Annotated in this window: 18 protein-coding genes; 13 read left to right on the top strand and 5 right to left on the bottom strand. The window is 68.1% G+C overall.

All coding sequences use genetic code 11. From position 1 onward, the window contains the following. Window positions 1–53 precede the first annotated feature (53 nt). The 4 genes from ispH to ASE58_RS05870 are packed head-to-tail and all read left to right on the top strand — an operon-like array spanning window position 54 to window position 3071. Window positions 54–1007 (top strand): 4-hydroxy-3-methylbut-2-enyl diphosphate reductase, encoded by a 954-nt coding sequence (ispH, locus tag ASE58_RS05885; protein WP_055759010.1) that lies wholly within the window; start codon window positions 54–56, stop codon window positions 1005–1007. After that, window positions 1007–1960 carry a homoserine kinase gene (gene thrB / locus ASE58_RS05880; RefSeq protein ID WP_055818709.1) on the top strand — a complete coding sequence of 318 codons (954 nt, stop codon included), beginning with the start codon at window positions 1007–1009 and terminating at the stop codon, window positions 1958–1960. Before ispH ends, thrB begins: the two co-directional genes overlap by 1 nt. Beyond that, entirely contained in the window at window positions 1957–2409 is a 453-nt protein-coding gene (gene rnhA, locus ASE58_RS05875) for a ribonuclease HI (RefSeq protein ID WP_055818706.1), read from the top strand. The genes thrB and rnhA overlap by 4 nt, the downstream gene beginning before the upstream one ends. After that, entirely contained in the window at window positions 2406–3071 is a 666-nt protein-coding gene (locus tag ASE58_RS05870; RefSeq protein WP_055818703.1) for a hypothetical protein, read from the top strand. Before rnhA ends, ASE58_RS05870 begins: the two co-directional genes overlap by 4 nt. Before the next feature lie 328 nt (window positions 3072–3399). On the opposite strand, the gene ASE58_RS17820 is transcribed toward ASE58_RS05870, so the two are convergent. From ASE58_RS17820 to ASE58_RS05855, 4 genes are all read right to left on the bottom strand, one after another. Then, window positions 3400–3624 (bottom strand): hypothetical protein, encoded by a 225-nt coding sequence (locus ASE58_RS17820; protein WP_156347623.1) that lies wholly within the window; start codon window positions 3622–3624, stop codon window positions 3400–3402. A gap of 24 nt (window positions 3625–3648) precedes the next feature. Beyond that, window positions 3649–5226, bottom strand: a complete 1578-nt coding sequence (locus ASE58_RS05865; RefSeq protein ID WP_055818700.1) for an aldehyde dehydrogenase (NADP(+)) — start codon at window positions 5224–5226, stop codon at window positions 3649–3651. 74 nt (window positions 5227–5300) lie between these two features. After that, window positions 5301–6395: an NAD(P)/FAD-dependent oxidoreductase gene (locus tag ASE58_RS05860; RefSeq protein ID WP_055818697.1), complete on the bottom strand. Its 1095-nt coding sequence runs from the start codon at window positions 6393–6395 to the stop codon at window positions 5301–5303. Next, window positions 6392–7351, bottom strand: coding sequence for an alpha/beta fold hydrolase (locus tag ASE58_RS05855; RefSeq protein ID WP_055818694.1), 960 nt, complete (start codon window positions 7349–7351; stop codon window positions 6392–6394). The genes ASE58_RS05860 and ASE58_RS05855 overlap by 4 nt, the downstream gene beginning before the upstream one ends. Before the next feature lie 47 nt (window positions 7352–7398). Between ASE58_RS05855 and ASE58_RS05850 the strand changes: the two genes are divergently transcribed. From ASE58_RS05850 to ASE58_RS05815, 8 genes are all read left to right on the top strand, one after another. After that, window positions 7399–7872, top strand: coding sequence for an A24 family peptidase (locus ASE58_RS05850; protein ID WP_055818691.1), 474 nt, complete (start codon window positions 7399–7401; stop codon window positions 7870–7872). A 43-nt stretch (window positions 7873–7915) separates the two neighbouring features. Then, the gene (gene cpaB / locus ASE58_RS05845) at window positions 7916–8956 is read left to right on the top strand and encodes a Flp pilus assembly protein CpaB (RefSeq protein ID WP_055818689.1); all 1041 of its coding nucleotides are present in this window, start codon (window positions 7916–7918) and stop codon (window positions 8954–8956) included. Then, on the top strand, window positions 8956–10611 hold the full coding sequence (locus ASE58_RS05840) for a type II and III secretion system protein family protein (protein WP_082467691.1): 1656 nt from the start codon (window positions 8956–8958) through the stop codon (window positions 10609–10611). Before cpaB ends, ASE58_RS05840 begins: the two co-directional genes overlap by 1 nt. Window positions 10612–10622: 11 nt before the next feature. Further along, the gene (locus ASE58_RS05835) at window positions 10623–11282 is read left to right on the top strand and encodes a CpaD family pilus assembly protein (RefSeq protein ID WP_055818681.1); all 660 of its coding nucleotides are present in this window, start codon (window positions 10623–10625) and stop codon (window positions 11280–11282) included. Further along, window positions 11282–12577 (top strand): AAA family ATPase, encoded by a 1296-nt coding sequence (locus ASE58_RS05830; protein ID WP_055818680.1) that lies wholly within the window; start codon window positions 11282–11284, stop codon window positions 12575–12577. Before ASE58_RS05835 ends, ASE58_RS05830 begins: the two co-directional genes overlap by 1 nt. 17 nt (window positions 12578–12594) lie before the next feature. Next, a complete protein-coding gene (locus tag ASE58_RS05825; RefSeq protein ID WP_055818678.1) occupies window positions 12595–13572 on the top strand; it encodes a type II secretion system F family protein in 978 nt (325 codons plus the stop codon). 4 nt (window positions 13573–13576) lie between these two features. Further along, entirely contained in the window at window positions 13577–14569 is a 993-nt protein-coding gene (locus ASE58_RS05820) for a type II secretion system F family protein (protein ID WP_055818677.1), read from the top strand. Between the two features lie 87 nt (window positions 14570–14656). Then, the gene (locus ASE58_RS05815; RefSeq protein ID WP_055818674.1) at window positions 14657–15199 is read left to right on the top strand and encodes a hypothetical protein; all 543 of its coding nucleotides are present in this window, start codon (window positions 14657–14659) and stop codon (window positions 15197–15199) included. Window positions 15200–15243: 44 nt separating this feature from the next. Here ASE58_RS05815 and ASE58_RS05810 read toward each other — a convergent pair whose 3' ends face one another. Further along, on the bottom strand, window positions 15244–15660 hold the full coding sequence (locus ASE58_RS05810) for a winged helix-turn-helix transcriptional regulator (protein WP_055818672.1): 417 nt from the start codon (window positions 15658–15660) through the stop codon (window positions 15244–15246). 50 nt (window positions 15661–15710) lie between these two features. Here ASE58_RS05810 and ASE58_RS05805 point away from each other — a divergent pair, with 50 nt between their 5' ends. After that, window positions 15711–16319, top strand: coding sequence for an NAD(P)-dependent oxidoreductase (locus tag ASE58_RS05805; protein WP_055818671.1), 609 nt, complete (start codon window positions 15711–15713; stop codon window positions 16317–16319). Window positions 16320–16344: the final 25 nt, after the last annotated feature.

Raw genomic sequence — 16344 nt, 5'->3', positions numbered from 1 at the left:
TGCCGCCTGCCGCACCTTGGCGTGTCCCCCAACAAGCTGTAAGCGCGAACCCCATGACCGAGAGCCAGCGCCCCGCCATCGAATTGCTCATCGCCGCCCCGCGCGGCTTCTGTGCCGGGGTCGACCGCGCGATCCAGATCGTCGAGCTGGCGATCCAGAAGCATGGCGCGCCGGTCTATGTCCGCCACGAAATCGTCCACAACAAGTTCGTGGTCGATTCGCTGCGGGCCAAGGGCGCGATCTTCGTCGAGGAGCTGGATCAGGTGCCCGACGGCGTGCCGGTCGTCTTCTCCGCACACGGCGTGCCCAAGTCGGTGCCCGCGGCGGCCAGCCAGCGCGGCCTCGACTATCTCGACGCGACCTGCCCGCTGGTGTCGAAGGTCCATCGCCAGGCCGAACGGCTGGTCGCGAGCGGCCGCCACATCCTGTTCGTCGGCCATGCCGGTCATCCCGAAGTCATCGGTACGTTCGGCCAGGTGCCCGAGGGGCAGATGACGCTGATCGAAACGGTCGAGGATGTGGCGGCGCTGAACCCCGCCGATCCCGACAACCTCGCCTTCCTGACGCAGACCACGCTGTCGGTCGACGACACCCGCGCCATCGTCGAGGCGACGATCGCCCGTTTCCCGACGATCGTCGCGCCCAAGGCCGACGACATCTGCTATGCGACCTCCAACCGCCAGAATGCGGTGAAGGCGATCGCGCAAAGCTGCGACATGATGCTGGTGATCGGTGCGCCCAATTCGTCGAACTCGGTGCGGCTGGTCGAAGTGGCCGAGCGCGAAGGCACGTCGGCCAAGCTGATCCAGCGCGCCGCCGAACTCGACTTCGCATGGCTGGAGGGGGTCGGCACGCTCGGCATCACTGCCGGCGCGTCGGCGCCCGAAGTGCTGGTGCGCGAGCTGGTCGACCGCATCGCCACCCGCTTCGACGTGACCGAGCGCGAGGTCGAGATGACGCGCGAGACGATCGCGTTCAAGCTGCCGCGTGGCCTCGAAGCCGCGTAATGGCGGTCTATACGCAGGTGTCGGCGGAGGCGCTCGCGCGCTTCCTGTCTGCTTACGACCATGGCGAACTGGTATCGGCCAAGGGGATCGCCGAGGGGGTCGAGAACAGCAACTATCTGGTCGACACCACGACCGGCCGGTTCATCCTGACGCTGTATGAAAAGCGGGTCGACCTTGCCGACCTGCCGTTCTTCTTCGCGATGACCGATGCACTTGCCCGTGCTGGCAACCCGGTGCCGCGCGCGCTGCCCGACCGGGCGGGACAGGTGATCCAGACGCTGGAGGGTCGCCCCGCATGCCTGATCGAGTTTCTGTCGGGCGTATCGGTCAGCCATCCGACGGTCGAACAGGCGCATGCGGCGGGTGCCGCGCTGGGCGCGCTGCATCGTGGTCTGCGCGATTTCGCACCGACCCGCGCCAATTCGATGGGTGTTGCGGCATGGCCGAAGCTGTTCGCCGACTGCGCCGATCAGCTCGATTCGATCCAGCCGGGCCTGCGTGCCCGGGTCGGCGATGCGCTGGACACGGTGGTCGCGGCATGGCCCACCGACCTGCCGACCGGCGCGATCCATGCCGACCTGTTCCCCGACAATGTCCTGATGCTCGGCGAGCGCGTGACCGGGCTGATCGACTTCTATTTCGCCTGCACCGACATCATCGCCTATGACGTTGCGATCACCCATTCGGCGTGGAGCTTCGATGCGAAGGGCGTGGCGCTCGACCCGGCGATCGGACGGGCGCTGCTGGCGGGATACGCCACGCAGGCAACGCTGAGCGAGGCCGAGGTCGCCGCGCTGCCGTTGCTGGCGAAGGGCGCGTGCATCCGGTTCCTGCTGACCCGCGCGTGGGACTGGATCAACACGCCCGCCGATGCGCTGGTGACGCGCAAGGACCCGCTCGCCTATCTCCGCCGGCTCGACTGGTATGACGCGAACCCGACCGCCTTCGCATGACCGAGACCGCTGAACTCCCCCGCGTGGAAATCGCGACCGATGGCGCGTGCAAGGGCAATCCCGGCCCCGGCGGCTGGGGCGCGGTGCTGCGCGCCGCCGATGGCCGCGAACGCGAATTGTCAGGTGGTGAAAAAGTCTCGACCAACAACCGCATGGAGCTGATGGCCGCGATCGAGGGCCTGCGCGCACTCAAGCGCCCGTGCCGGGTAATCCTGTCGACCGACAGCCGCTATGTGATGGATGGCCTGACCAAGTGGATCAAGGGCTGGCAGAAGAACGGGTGGAAGACCGCCGCGCGCCAGCCGGTCAAGAATGCCGAGCTGTGGCAGGACCTGCTCGCCGCCGCCAAGCCGCACCGGATCGAATGGATCTGGGTCAAGGGCCATGCCGGCCATCCCGATAACGAGCGGGCCGACAAGCTCGCCAGCGATGCAGCGTTGAACCAATGATCCCACGCATCCTGATCGACACCGCGCAGGTCCCCGGCGATGACGTCGAACTGCGCCTCGTCCAGCGCGGCGACGATTTCATGATCGTCCTCGACCGCAACGAATTGATGAGCAGCCGCATGTCGGCATCGGAAGAGGCGCTGGCCGATCTCGGCTGTGCGCACCTGACCGGGCGCAGGCAAGCCCGCGTGCTGATCGGCGGGCTGGGCATGGGCTTTACGCTCCGCCGCGCGCTGAAGATTTTGCCGGCCGATGCCGAGGTGGTGGTCGCCGAACTGGTGCCGAAGATCGTTGAATGGGCGCGCGAGCCGTTGGCGCATATCTTCGATGGCTGCCTCGATGATCCACGCGTGCGGATCGTGGTCGGCGATGTCGCGCGGGCGATCGAACAGGGCGGCTGGGACGCGGTGCTGCTGGATGTCGACAATGGCCCGGACGGGCTGACCCATGCCGGGAACGACAAGCTGTATTCGTCGCGCGGGCTTCAGGTGACGCAGCGGGCGCTGCGCTCGGGCGGGGTGCTGGCGATCTGGTCCGCCTATGCCGACGCGGTGTTCACCCGGCGGCTGAAGGATTGCGGCTATCTGGTCGACGAACAGGTCGTGCGGGCGCGCGGGACCAAGGGCGCGCGGCATGTGATCTGGTTGGCCGGGCGGCGGTAGGGGTTCCCTTCCCTTCCTTTGTCCGTTCGGTTCGAGCCTGTCGAGAACGGGGTTGCCTCAAACGACCCGTTCTCGACGGACGCTTCTCGACAAGCTCGAAGCTGCTCGAACCGAACGGGGTGGGTGGGGAGAGGGAGGAACTGCTCGAACTGAACGGGGTGGGTGAGGGATGGGTAGGGAAACCGCCCCAACCGTTCGTCCTGAGTAGCCATTGAGCCTGTCGAAATGGCGTATCGAAGGACCGTGGCAGCGGATGCTTCGATACGGGCCTTCGACAAGCTCAGTCCCTACTCAGCACGAACGGGGGGGCATTCCAGCGCGTACGCCCTCACTCATCCGTCCGAATCTTCACCTTGTTCGGCAAATCCTTGCCCTTGGTCCGCCGCGACGGCACCTGCACCGGGTTCTTCTTCTTCCAGTCCCCCCAGCGCTTCGGGCCTTCGGGGGTATCGATGATCGTATCGTCGTCCATCACAGCATCCAAAACGAAAAGCGGCGGCGGATCAACGACCCGCCGCCTCCTTATGTCCTTGCGCACGGTGCCGGCCCGCATCCGCGCTAGCGGATCAAACGGCTATCAGCCGAGCGTCCACGCTCCGTCGATCCGCGCCAGCGCGCCCTGCTGGTTCCCTTCGCGCAGGGCTTCGGGGAGCAGCGCTTCCGGGAAGTCCTGATACGACACCGGCCGCAGGAAGCGGTCGATGGCGAGCGTGCCGACCGAGGTCGTGCGCCCGTCCGACGTCGCCGGGAACGGCCCGCCATGGACCATCGCATGGCCCACTTCGACGCCGGTCGGCCAGCCGTTGCACAGGATGCGGCCGACGGTGCGTTCCAGCACCGGGATCAGCTTGCGCGCGTCGTCGTAATCGCCCTCGTCGATCTGCAGCGTCGCGGTCAGCTGTCCTTCCAGCTTGCTCAGCACCTCGACCAGTTCGTCGGCGTCCGTGCACTTCACGACGACCGACGACATGCCGAACACTTCGTGCGCATGCGCCGGGTCGGCGATGAAGTCCTTGCCCGACACGGCGAAGATCGCCGCACGACCGCGCGTCGGGCCTTCCGGTTCGGCGCCTTCACCGACCAGCGTCACGGCGGGGCTGGACGCGAGCTTTGCGCGGCCTTCCTCGAACGCCTTGTGGATGCCGTCGGTCAGCATGACCTGCGCCGGGGTGCCGAGCAGCGCTTCACCGGCCGTGTCGAGGAACGCGTCGAGCTCCGGCCCGGCAATGCCAAGGACGAGGCCCGGATTGGTGCAGAACTGGCCCGCACCCATGCTGAGCGACCCGACATACTGCTTCGCCAGCGCCTCGCCGCGGTTCTTGAGCGCTTCGGGCATCAGCACGACCGGGTTGATCGACGACATTTCGGCATAGACCGGGATCGGCTGCGCACGGTCCTGCGCGACCTTCATCAGTGCGGTGCCGCCGGCACGCGATCCGGTGAAGCCCACCGCCTGGATACGCGGATCGGCGACCAGCGCAGTGCCGATCGTCTGGCCCGCGCCCGACACCATCGAGAACACGCCGTCGGGCATGCCGGTCTTTTCCGCCGCCTTGATGATCGCCGAGGCGACCAGTTCGGCGGTGCCCGGATGCGCCTGGTGCGCCTTCACGATAACGGTGCAGCCCGCCGCCAGCGCCGAGGCGGTGTCGCCACCGGCGGTCGAGAAGGCGAGCGGGAAGTTCGACGCGCCGAACACGACGACCGGGCCGACCGGCACGGTGCGCAGGCGCAGGTCGGGCTTGGGCACCGGCGCGCGGGCCGGATCGGCATGGTCGATGCGCAGCTGCTGCCACGCGCCGTCGCGCACTTCCTTGGCGAACAGGCGCAGCTGACCGCAGGTACGGCCGCGCTCGCCGGTCAGGCGCGCGGTCGGCAGGCCGGTTTCACGGCTGCCGCGCTCGATCAGCGCATCGCCCAGCCCCTCGATCTCGTCAGCGATCGCGTCGAGGAAGCCGGCGCGCTGTTCGAGCGGCAGCGCGGCATAGATCGGGAAGGCGGCAGCGGCGCGGGCACACGCTTCCTCGGCATCTTCCTTCGTGCCCTTCGAAAAACCTTCGCCGAACAGTGCGCCGGTTGCGGGGTCATAGGCCTGGAACTGGTCGTCGCGGGCGACGCGCTTCGAACCCAGGAACAGTTCGCCGGTGATCGTCATGTGCATCCTCTTTGCGCAAAAGTGTTGGCGCCCAGATAGGTACTGATAGCGCTAACGTAAATGGGTGTCGCAAATTACTCCGACAATCTATGCGGCGAATAGACGGTCGCGTCGACCCCTTGCGGCACTTTCCCGACGCCCAGCAGTGCGGCGCAGAGTTGCGCGGCGGCGGGCGCGGTCTGGATGCCGAAGCCGCCCTGCCCCGCACACCAGAAGAACCCCGGGACGTGCGGGTCGAAGCCATAGACCGGCAGGCGGTCGGGCGCGAAGCTGCGCAGGCCCGCCCAGCGCCGCTCGACCGCCTCGACCCGCCAGTCGACCGCCGCCTCGAACCGGTCGATGGCCAGCGCGACGTCGATCTCCTCGGGTGCGACGTCGTGCGGCCGGTCGGGCGTTTCGTCATGCGGGGTCAGCCAGAGGCGACCGCCGGGCTCGGGCTTGAAGTAGAACCCGCCCGCCGCATCCAGCACCAGCGGCAGGTCGGCGGGTGCCGGCGGGTCGACCCGGACCTGCACCACCGTCCGGCGATAGGGGCGGATGCCCTGCGGCGCGGCGCCGAGCAGCGCGGCAACGTCATCGGCCCACGCCCCGGCGGCGTTGACCACCACATCGGCGGCGATGATTTCACCCGCCGCCGTCTTCAACATCCACCGCCCGTCGGTACGCTGCGCACCAGTCACCCGCGCGTCGCAGCGCAGATCGACCCCGCCGCGCCGCGCCTTTGCCAGATAGGCGGCGTGGAGCGCGCCGACATCGATATCGGCGCAGCCCGGCGACCACAGCGCGTGCCACTGCCCCCGCAGCCCGTCGATCACGCCATGCGGGTCGCGCCAGGCGATCGGCACGCCGGTCGCGGCGAACTCCGCCGCCATCGCCGCCAGCACGCCAGCGTCGCGCGCCAGCAGCAGTTCGCCGCGCGTGCGCAGGAATCCGCGGGGCGCGAATTCCGGCGGCGGCGCGTGGAGGAACGGGCCCGATGCGGTGGTCAGCGGCTGGACCAGCGGCCCGCCATAGGTTTCCGACCAGAACGCCGCCGACCGCCCGGTCGCATGGAAGCCCGGCTGCGACTCGGCTTCGATCAGGATCACGTCGTCGGTCGCGGCCAGTTCGGCGGCAAGGCTCGCCCCGCCCATCCCCGCGCCGATAATCGCCACCCGCCTGCGCGTCATGCGTGCGCCCGGTGCGGCGCGGGCGCGCGGGCGTCGAGGAACGCGTCGATCGCCGCGATCGCCCGCGACCGGATCGGGTCGATCTCCCGCAGGATTTCATGCGCCGATTCCGGCCCGAAGCGCAGCAGCTCGATATCGGGCAGGCGTCCGGCGACCTCTACCGCGGCGCGCGGATCGACCAGTGCGTCGGCATCGGCGACCAGCATCTGGATCGGTACGCGGACGTGCCCAAGTGCCGGGTCGGTGCGCAGTTCGCGGGTCGAGCGGAACGCATCGATCACCCAGCGCCAGCTGGGCGGCCCGGTGCGCAGCGCCGCATCGGTCCCCTGCCACCACAGCTCGTCCGAATAGCGTGCCGGGTCGTGCGTCAGCAGCGCCTCGCGCGGGCGGACGGTGTGCGGGCGCTCGTTCCCCTTCCATGCCGGGCGCAGCGGGCTGCCCATCGCGGCCAGCACCCGCGCCATCCGTTCGCCGAAGCGCGGGCCGATCGGCGAGCGTAGCCCCAGCATCGGCGCGACCAGCACGCACGCCGCCGGATCGACCCGCCGTTCGACCACGCCGCGCAGCGCCAGATGCCCGCCCATCGAATGGCCGATCAGCACGCGCGGCCCCTCGGCCGTCCACTGGTTCCAGAAGGCGGTCAGGTCGTCCAGATAGGTTTCGAACCGGTCGATATCGCCGCAATCGCCCGCCGGGGTGCAGCGGCCCGACCCGCCCTGCCCGCGCCAGTCGAACGCGGTGATGCTCCATCCGCGCACATGCCAATGGGCGAAGGCTTCCAGATATTTCTCGAACATGTCGCCGCGCCCGGTCTGGAACAACAGGCTGCCGCGCGGGCGGACATTGGCGGGCGCCGCCCAGTCGAACCGGCGGTGCGACCAGCCGTCGGGCGCCTGCCACCGGGTGATGGTGGCGGCGGCGGGAATCGCACGGCGGTATAGGGCGTGGGCAGCCATGGATCCGGTTACGGTTTCGAAACCCCTTACGTCTAGGGCTTAACGACATGGGGGATATCGTCGTTCCTTGGCTGGCGCTCGCGCTGCTGCTGTTGCTGGTCATCGCCGGTATCGAGGATGCACGAACCCGCGAAATCGCAAATTGGAAAAATGCGGCGATCGCGCTGCTGGCGCTGCCGTGGTGGTGGGCCAATGGCCTTAGCGGCATCGACATCGCGTGGCAGGTCGGCGTGGCCGGAATCGTCTTTGCCCTGTTCCTCGCCGCCTTTGCCGCCGGGCAGATGGGCGGCGGCGATGTGAAGATGATTGCCGCGCTCGCGCTATGGCTGCCGCCGGGGGCGGTGCTGTCGATGCTGGTCGTGATGTCGCTGCTGGGCGGGGTGCTGACGCTGTTGTTCCTCGCCGATCGCTGGCGGCGGCGCGCGGCACAGGTGGCGGAGATTCCGTACGGCATCGCCATCGCCATCGCCGGGATGCTCGCCATCGCGAACCCGTTCTTAACCCATTTCGGTGATGCTTAACGGCGAATCAACCGGCCAGACGAATTGAAAGGCCACCGACGTCATGGATTCTCGCAAACTGTTCCTGCTGCTTGGGGCGCTGATGGTCGCGGGGCTGACCGCGTTCATGGCCCGCAGCCTGATGGCCGGCGCCTCCGCACCGATGGCAACCGCCGCCCCCGCCGCCGCGCCGATCGACGGCCCGCGCGTGCTGGTGGCGACCAAGGCGCTGCCGGTCGGGACGATCATCGACGCGACCGCATTGCGGTTCCAGCCTTGGCCCAAGGAACTGGTCGAGAACGCCTATTTCCTCGAATCCATGCCCGAATCGCGCAACATGGTCGGCACGGTCGTTCGCTTCGCGATCCCCGCCGGACAGCCGATCACGCAGGGCGCGCTGGTGAAGCCGGGCGACCGGGGCTTCCTTGCCGCGGCACTCGGGCCGGGGATGCGCGCGGTGACCGTGCCGGTATCGGCGCAGAGCGCGGTGGCGGGCTTCGTGTTCCCCGGTGACCGGGTGGACCTGGTCCTGACGCAGAACGTGCCGGGCGGTGGCGACGGTGCCCCGCTGAAGGCGGCGGAGACGTTCCTGCGCAACCTGCGCGTGCTGGCGACCGACCAGCGCACCGACAAGAATACCGATGACCAGGGCAAGACGCTGGTATCGACCTATTCGACGGTCACCGTCGAGGCGACGCCACGCATCGCCGAAAAGATCGCGGTCGCGCAGACCGTCGGTACGCTGTCGCTGTCGCTGCGCTCGATCGCCGACAATGGAGCGGAACTGGAAGAAGCGATCGCCAGCGGCGACGTGCAACTGCCCGCGAATGGCGATCCGAAGGCGGAAAAGGCAGCGCTGGCCCGCGTGTCCAGCCGCCCGATCGACGGCGGGTCGACCTTTTCCACCGGCGCCGACGTGTCGCGGTTCCAGCGCAGCTCGGTGCCGGGCAAGGCCGGCATGATGGCCGATGGCGGCGCCGCCCCCGCTTCGTCCCCGACGATGACACCCGGCGGGCCGACGACGCCCGCCGCACCGGCCGGGCCGGTCGTGCGGATCACCCGCGGCAATGACGTGACCGCCGTGCCGGTCGGAGGAACCAAATAATGCCTGGCATGAACCTGCTCCACCGGTCGCTGGCCGCGACCCTCTCGGTCGCGCTGGTCGCCGGATCGGCACTGCCCGCCGCCGCGATCGCCGCCCCCGGCACCGCCGCCGTCCGCGCGGCGCGGGTCGGCACGCCGACCGGCACGATGCGTCCGACGACCGACGTGATGCTGTCGATCGGCCAGGGCGAACTGGTCACGCTGCCCTCCAGCGTCGTCGACGTGTGGGTATCGAACCCGACCGTTGCCGACGTCTATGTCGGCAATCCGCGCCAGATCCACCTGTTCGGCAAGGCCGATGGCGAAGCGACCATTTTCGCCACCAATGCCAGCGGTGCCGTCGTCTATTCAGCGAACGTCCGCGTAGGCCAGAACCTGACCTCGCTCGACCGGATGCTGAAGGCGGCGATGCCGGAAGCCGATATCCGCGTGACCACGGTCGGGCAGATCGCGGTCATCAACGGCACGATCGCTTCCCCCGCCGACAGCGCGCAGGCCGAACGGCTGGTCACCGCGCTGCTCAATCCGGGCGTCGCGGTCGGCGACCCCAATGTCGCGCTGAAGGTCGGCATCGTGAACCGGCTGAAGCTCGCCACCCCGCTGCAGGTCAACCTGCAGGTCCGCATCGCCGAGGTCAGCCGCAACTTCGTCAAGAATATCGGCGTGAACATGACGTCGCGCGATCCGTCGGGCGGCATCCTGTTCGGCATCGCACAGGGGCGGCAGGGCACGATCACCACCATCCCCGGATCGGCGACCGATACCAATTTCCTGACGACCGGCGGGCGTCCCGGCGGTACGCTGTTCGGTTTCCCGACCAAGGGCACCAACGGCACGACGCTGAACCTTGCGGGCAAGCTGCTCGGCCTCGAACTGCTCGGCGCGCTGGATCTTGGCGAACGGATCGGACAAGTGACCACGCTCGCCAATCCGAACCTGACCGCCCTGTCGGGCGAAACCGGATCGTTCCTGGCGGGCGGCGAAATCCCGATTCCCGTCAGCCAGGGATTCGGCGCGGTGTCGGTGCAGTACAAGCAATATGGCGTCAGCCTCGCCTATACCCCGACCGTGCTGGCCGATGGCCGTATTTCCCTGCGGGTACGCCCCGAAGTGTCGCAGCTGTCGGCGGCGGGCGCGGTGCAGATCGATGGCACCACCATCCCCGCGCTCACCACCCGCCGCGCCGAAACGACGGTCGAACTGGGGTCGGGGCAGAGCATGATGATCGGCGGCCTGCTGTCGAACAGCCACGACAATTCAATCGACAAGGCACCGGGCCTGGGCGACCTGCCGGTGCTGGGGTCGCTGTTCCGGTCGAACGCGTTCACCCGCAACGAAACCGAACTGGTCATCGTCATCACCCCGTATCTGGTGAAGCCGGTCGACAGCCAGTCGCGCATCGCGCTGCCGACCGACGCCTATTCCAGCCCCGGCGACGTCGAGCGCGTGTTGATGGGCCAGTTGTCGGGCCAGCGCAAACCCGATCCCCGGCCGGTGCCGACGATGGCGCCGCAGCTGCCGGCACGGCCGACGATCGGCCTGACCGCACCGGCCCCGGTAGAACCGCAGGCCACAGCGCCCGCCCCCGCCGCGCCGCCGCCGCGCAAGGGCGGTCGCGCCGCCCAGCCCGTCGCCCCCGGTTTCAGCATTCAGTGAGGCACGCCCCGATGACCCTTTTCCGTATCCTCGCGCTCGGCACGACGATCGCGGTCGCCGGCTGCACCGGCACGCCCAATCGCGGCGTCGAATCGGTCCATCAACCGGTGGTCAGCCGCTCCGCCTATTCGTTCGACGTAGCGACCGGTTCCGCCGGGCTGGCACCGGGCGAGCGCGCCCGGCTGGCCGGCTGGCTGGAAGCGATGCACCTGCGCTACGGCGACGAGATCGGCGTGGACGATGCCGGCAGCGGTGACGACGCGGTGCGTGGCGACATCGCCGCCGAAGCCGCGCGCGTCGGCCTGCTGCTCGCCGATGCCGTGCCGCCGACGCCGGGTGCGCTGGCCCCCGGCACCGTCCGCGTCGTCGTGTCGCGGATGGTCGCGAGCGTGCCGGGATGCCCCGACAATTCGCGCACCTACCAGCCCAATTTCGGGGCGCACACCTCGTCCGATTTCGGCTGCGCGATCAATTCCAACCTGGCGGCGATGGTCGCCCGGCCCGGCGACATGGTGCTGGGCCGCGGCAATGCCGACACAACCGACACGATGGTCAACAGCAAGGCGGTCGGCGCGCTGCGCCGCGCCGCGCCCAGCGGCAATGGCGGGCAGGTTTCGAACTCGGCCGGCAGCGTCGGCGGCGGCGGTTCGAGCGGGGGGAGCAGCAAGTAATGAACGCCCCCTTCACCCTGGCCAAATCGACCCAGCGCGATGCGTTCATCGCGTTCGTCTGCGACGAGAATTCGGCGGAAACGCTGCGCGGCGTCGCCACCGATCATGGCTGGCCGGTCGAAAAGATCATGAAGGGCGGGCTGCGCAACGCGGTGCAGACGCTCTCCGTTTCGGCCAGCCCGCATGTCCTGTTCGTCGACCTGTCGGAATCGGGCGATCCGCTGAACGATATCAACGGTCTTGCCGAAGTGTGCGAGCCGGGAACGATCGTGATCGCGATGGGGCAGGTCAACGACGTGCGCCTGTACCGCGACCTGCTGTCCAGCGGCATCCACGACTATCTGTTGAAGCCGCTCAACCCCGACATGGTGCGCGAATCGATCGCGCAGGCCCATGCGCTGCTCCACGCGCCCAAGGCGGCGGAGGCGAGTGCCGAGCGGCCGCACTGCGCGGTCGCGATCATCGGGACGCGCGGCGGCGCGGGCGCATCGACCATCGCCACCTCGCTCGCATGGCTGAGCGGCGAACAGGAAAAGCGCAGCACCGCGCTGCTCGACCTCGACGTCCATTTCGGCACGGGCGCGCTCGGCCTCGACCTCGAACCCGGTCGCGGATTGACCGACGCGATCGAAAATCCCAGCCGCATCGACGGGCTGTTCATCGAACGCGCGATGGTGCGCGCCGGCGAACGGCTGTCGGTCCTGTCGGCCGAGGCCCCGATCAACGCGCCGATCCAGACCGACGGCACCGCCTTCTACCAGTTGCAGGAGGAGATGCGCGCCGCGTTCGAATGCACCATCGTCGACCTGCCGCGCAGCATGTTGGTGAATTACCCGCATCTGGTGGAGGAGGTGCAGACGGCGGTGATCGTCACCGAACTGACCCTCGCCTCCGCACGCGACACGATCCGGCTGTTGTCGTGGTTCCGCTCCAACGCGTCGCACGTCACGGTCGTGCTGGTAGGCAACAAGGTGCAGCCGGCGGCGAACCAGGAAATCACCCGCAAGGATTTCGAAGGCTCGATCGAACGCAAGCTCGATTTCCTGATCCCGTGGGACGGCAAACTGGCGGCACAGGCGGCCAAGCTCGGCAAGCCGCTGGCGGAAGCGGGCAAGGGCAATCGCGCGCTCAGCCCCCTGCTCGACCTGTCGCGGCATCTGTGCCGGCTGAACGATGCCGGCGACGATGACGACGCAAAGGCCGCGGGCAAGGGCAAGGGCAAGGGCGGGACCTCGCTGGTCGGCAAGCTCGCCGGGCTGCGTTCGCGCCTGCCCGCGCTGGCCAAGAAGAAATAGGCGCGGGCAGCTCGGCGATGGACATGCTCCCCCTCCTGCTGCTGGCGGTCGGCGCGGCGATGACGCTGGTGCTGCTGGTCCTGGCCCTGTCGGGGCCGTCGGGCGACCGTGCGCGCAGCCGCCGCCTGCTGGCGGTACGCGAACGCCATGCCGCCGCCGCCAGCGCGACGGCGATGGAGGCGCAGATGCGCCGCATCGGCAACCGCGGCACGACCAAGGGGGATCGCGCCGCCGCCCGGTTGCTGCCCAATGTCGAACAGCTGAAGCTGCGCCTGCAAAAGACCGGCCGCAGCTGGACGCTGGCGCAATATGGCAAGGTGTCGCTCGGCATCATTGTCGGCGTCTTTGCCCTGTTGATGCTGCGCGGCTTTCCGATGATCCTCGCCCTGCTGCTGGCGTTGGTCGCGGGCATGGGCCTGCCGCATTTCGCGGTCGGCTGGGTCATCAAGAAACGGATCGCCCGCTTTACCGCCAAATTCCCCGATGCGATCGAACTGCTGGTGCGGGGCCTGCGCTCCGGCCTGCCGATCACCGAGACGATGACCGTCGTCGGACAGGAAGTCGACGGCCCGGTGGGCGAGGAATTCCGCCTGGTCAGCGACCGGATGAAGATCGGCCGCTCGCTCGACGCCGCGTTGCAGGAAACCGGCGACCGGCTGGGCACGCCCGAATTTCAGTTCTTCATCATCACCATCGCCATCCAGCGCGAAACCGGCGGCAACCTTGCCGAAACGCTCGCCAACCTGGCCGATGTGTTGCGCAAGCGGTCGCAGATGAAGCTGAAGATCAAGGCGATGTCGTCGGAATCCAAGGCATCGGCCTATATCGTCGGATCGCTGCCCTTCATCGTGTTCGGCATGATCTGGGTCATCAACGACACCTATATGCAGAATTTCTTCGTCGATCCGCGGCTGATGATCGCCGGGCTCGGCGGGGCACTGTGGATGGCGATCGGCGCGTTCATCATGGCCAAGATGGTCAATTTCGAGATCTGATGCGATGGTAACCGCCCCCAATCCCACGCTGCTCGGCTTCGATATGGTCAATGTCGCGACGGCGCTGTCGGCCATCGCCGTCCTGTCGATCATGCTGGCTATCTATGTCGCGACCACCACCCGCGACCCGATGACCCGCCGGGTCAAGGCGCTGAACGACCGCCGCGAACAGCTGAAGGCCGGCATCACCGCGTCGACCAGCAAGCGGCGCGCGAAGCTGGTGCAGAAGAACGACGCGACCGACCGCATCCGCGAGCTGTTGTCGTCGATGAAGGTCCTGCAGGATTCGCAGCTGAAGGCCGCACAGCTCAAGCTGATGCAGGCGGGTATCCGGTCGAAGGACTGGGCGGTCGCGGTCATCTTCGGACGGCTGGTCCTGCCGATCGTGTTCGGGCTGCCGATGCTCTACATCGTCTATGGCACCGACACCTTCGCCGACTGGTCGCCACTGAAGGCCTATGGCTTGGTCGCCGGCACCTTCATCCTCAGCTACAAGGCGCCCGACCTTTACCTCAAGAACAAGATCACCAAGCGGACCGACGCGATCCGCAAGGGGTTGCCCGATGCGCTCGACCTGCTGGTGATCTGCGCCGAAGCCGGCCTGACCGTCGACGCCGCCTTTGGCCGCGTCGCACGCGAACTGGGTCGGGCCTATCCCGAACTGGGCGAGGAATTCTCGCTGACCGCGATCGAGCTGGGCTTCCTGACCGAACGGCGCCAGGCGTTCGAGAATCTGGCGATGCGCATCAACCTCGACGCGGTGAAGGGCGTGGTGACGACCATGATCCAGACCGAGAAATACGGCACGCCGCTCGCCTCGGCGCTGCGCGTGCTCTCGGCCGAATTCCGCAACGAACGCATGATGCGAGCCGAGGAAAAGGCCGCGCGCCTGCCCGCGATCATGACCGTGCCGCTGATCCTGTTCATCCTGCCGACGCTGTTCGTCGTCATCCTCGGCCCGGCGGCCTGCAGCATCAGCGACGCGTTCGCAAAATAGCCCGTCGCCCCTTGGCCGGGACAGGCGGGGAACGCCGTCTGCCCCCGTCCGTTATTGCCCCGTAATCACTTTCAAGGGGCCTGCACGATGCTGTTCCAGACGCCGACCCAGTTTGCGGTCCTCGCTCTCGTCCTGTTGGCCGGTTGGCTCTTCGGCCTCGCCTCTTCCTCGGGCGGCAAGAAGTGGAAGCAGCGCTATCGCGACGAGGAAGCCGCGCACAAGGCATATCGCGCCGAAGTCGCCGCCGACCTGAAGACCCGCGAAGAACATCTGCGCGAAGTCGAGGCGGAGCGCGACCGGCTGGCCAAGGAGCGCAGCACCGCGGCGACGACCACCGCAGCAGCCGCAGCGACCGGTGCCGCGGCCACCAGCAGCAGCGGCGGCTTCTTCGGTTGGGGTGGCGACAATCTTTCGCGCATCCGCGGCATCGACGCCGACCTAGAACGCGCTCTCGGCCAGCGCGGGATCAAGACCTACCGCGCGATCGAAGGACTGAGCGAAGCCGACGAACGCGCGCTGGAGGACGAACTCCGCCTGCGTCCGGGCACGATCGACGCGGAACACTGGCGCGAACAGGCCGCGATGCTGCGCGCCGGTCATGACGACGATCATCGCAGCCGTTGGGGGTAAAGCAGTCGGGACGGGTTCGGCGCCGCCGCCGGACCCGTCATCTCCTATTCGACGCGTTGGGCGTCGAACCGCGATTGCGCCGCTGCAACCGCCGGGTACCGCCGTTCCGCCCAACGGATCATCATCGTCAGCGCCTCGATCAGTTCCGTCCCCAGCGGGGTAATGCTGTAGCGTACTTCGACCGGCATGGTCGGAACTACCGCCCGTTCGACCAGCCCGTCGCGTTCCAGCGCGCGCAGCGTCTGGCTCAGCACCTTCTGCGACACGCCCGCGATCCGACGGCGCAGCGCGTTGAAGCGCATCGGCCCCTCCCCCAGCAGCAACAGCGCCAGCACGCTCCATTTGTCGCCGATCCGGTCGAGCAACTGCCGTGTCGGACAATCGGCGGCGTAGACGTCGCCGGGGCGAGAGGCGGTATCCTGGGCGAAACCGGGTATCGCGAAAGTGCCGTCTTGCGTCATAGGTATCCCTATAGCACCTGGTATCCATTGGAAACCAGTGGAGATATCCCATGATCGTTGCGGTACTCGGCGCCAGTGGCAATGCGGGTTCGGAAATCACCCGCGAACTCGCGCGGCGGGGACATCACGTCCGCGCCATCGCCCGCCATCCCGAAAAAATTCCGTCCGGCGACGGGATCACCCGGCTCGCGGGCGATGCGCAACATTCCGGGGCATTGGCGCAGCTGATCGGCGGGGTCGATGCAGTCGTCAGCGCGCTGCATTTCGATGTCACCGCCGATACCCTGCTCGCCGCGTTGCGCACGGCAGGCGTCGAACGGCTGCTGGTGACCGGCGGCGCGGCCAGCCTGGAGGTGGCACCGGGGCTGCGGCTGATCGATTCGCCCGAATTTCCCGCCGAATGGCGGGCGTTCGCGATGGGCGGCATCGCGTTCCTCGACGCGTTGCGCGGGGTCGACGATATCGACTGGACGTTCTTTTCACCCGCCGCGCTGATCGAACCCGGCCCGCGCACCGGCCAGTACCGGATCGGCACCGATACGCTGGTCACCGACGATGCCGGGGTCAGCCGGATCAGCTTTGCCGACTATGCCATCGCGATGGTCGACGAGCTGGAGGCGCATCGCCACCCCCGCGCCCGCTTCACCGCCGCCTATTGACGCGGTGCCGCCCGCAGCGATGCGG

This window comes from Sphingomonas sp. Leaf9 (assembly GCF_001421355.1).
In the GTDB taxonomy this organism is placed as follows: Bacteria; Pseudomonadota; Alphaproteobacteria; order Sphingomonadales; family Sphingomonadaceae; genus Sphingomonas.
The sequence above is the reverse complement of the archived record's forward strand: the minus strand, read 5'-3'. Positions and strand labels throughout refer to the sequence as shown.

What these genes read in the sequence shown, in the direction of transcription:
- rnhA (WP_055818706.1), top strand. Translation starts at nt 1,957, where the DNA reads ATGACCGAGACCGCTGAACTCCCCCGCGTGGAAATCGCGACCGATGGC.
- ASE58_RS05820 (WP_055818677.1), top strand. Translation starts at nt 13,577, where the DNA reads ATGGTAACCGCCCCCAATCCCACGCTGCTCGGCTTCGATATGGTCAAT.
- ASE58_RS05825 (WP_055818678.1), top strand. Translation starts at nt 12,595, where the DNA reads ATGGACATGCTCCCCCTCCTGCTGCTGGCGGTCGGCGCGGCGATGACG.
- ASE58_RS05815 (WP_055818674.1), top strand. Translation starts at nt 14,657, where the DNA reads ATGCTGTTCCAGACGCCGACCCAGTTTGCGGTCCTCGCTCTCGTCCTG.
- ASE58_RS05805 (WP_055818671.1), top strand. Translation starts at nt 15,711, where the DNA reads ATGATCGTTGCGGTACTCGGCGCCAGTGGCAATGCGGGTTCGGAAATC.
- ASE58_RS05870 (WP_055818703.1), top strand. Translation starts at nt 2,406, where the DNA reads ATGATCCCACGCATCCTGATCGACACCGCGCAGGTCCCCGGCGATGAC.
- thrB (WP_055818709.1), top strand. Translation starts at nt 1,007, where the DNA reads ATGGCGGTCTATACGCAGGTGTCGGCGGAGGCGCTCGCGCGCTTCCTG.
- ASE58_RS05865 (WP_055818700.1), bottom strand. Translation starts at nt 5,226, where the DNA reads ATGACGATCACCGGCGAACTGTTCCTGGGTTCGAAGCGCGTCGCCCGC.
- ASE58_RS05830 (WP_055818680.1), top strand. Translation starts at nt 11,282, where the DNA reads ATGAACGCCCCCTTCACCCTGGCCAAATCGACCCAGCGCGATGCGTTC.
- ispH (WP_055759010.1), top strand. Translation starts at nt 54, where the DNA reads ATGACCGAGAGCCAGCGCCCCGCCATCGAATTGCTCATCGCCGCCCCG.
- ASE58_RS17820 (WP_156347623.1), bottom strand. Translation starts at nt 3,624, where the DNA reads ATGCGGGCCGGCACCGTGCGCAAGGACATAAGGAGGCGGCGGGTCGTT.
- ASE58_RS05840 (WP_082467691.1), top strand. Translation starts at nt 8,956, where the DNA reads ATGCCTGGCATGAACCTGCTCCACCGGTCGCTGGCCGCGACCCTCTCG.
- ASE58_RS05835 (WP_055818681.1), top strand. Translation starts at nt 10,623, where the DNA reads ATGACCCTTTTCCGTATCCTCGCGCTCGGCACGACGATCGCGGTCGCC.
- ASE58_RS05855 (WP_055818694.1), bottom strand. Translation starts at nt 7,351, where the DNA reads ATGGCTGCCCACGCCCTATACCGCCGTGCGATTCCCGCCGCCGCCACC.
- ASE58_RS05810 (WP_055818672.1), bottom strand. Translation starts at nt 15,660, where the DNA reads ATGACGCAAGACGGCACTTTCGCGATACCCGGTTTCGCCCAGGATACC.
- cpaB (WP_055818689.1), top strand. Translation starts at nt 7,916, where the DNA reads ATGGATTCTCGCAAACTGTTCCTGCTGCTTGGGGCGCTGATGGTCGCG.
- ASE58_RS05860 (WP_055818697.1), bottom strand. Translation starts at nt 6,395, where the DNA reads ATGACGCGCAGGCGGGTGGCGATTATCGGCGCGGGGATGGGCGGGGCG.
- ASE58_RS05850 (WP_055818691.1), top strand. Translation starts at nt 7,399, where the DNA reads ATGGGGGATATCGTCGTTCCTTGGCTGGCGCTCGCGCTGCTGCTGTTG.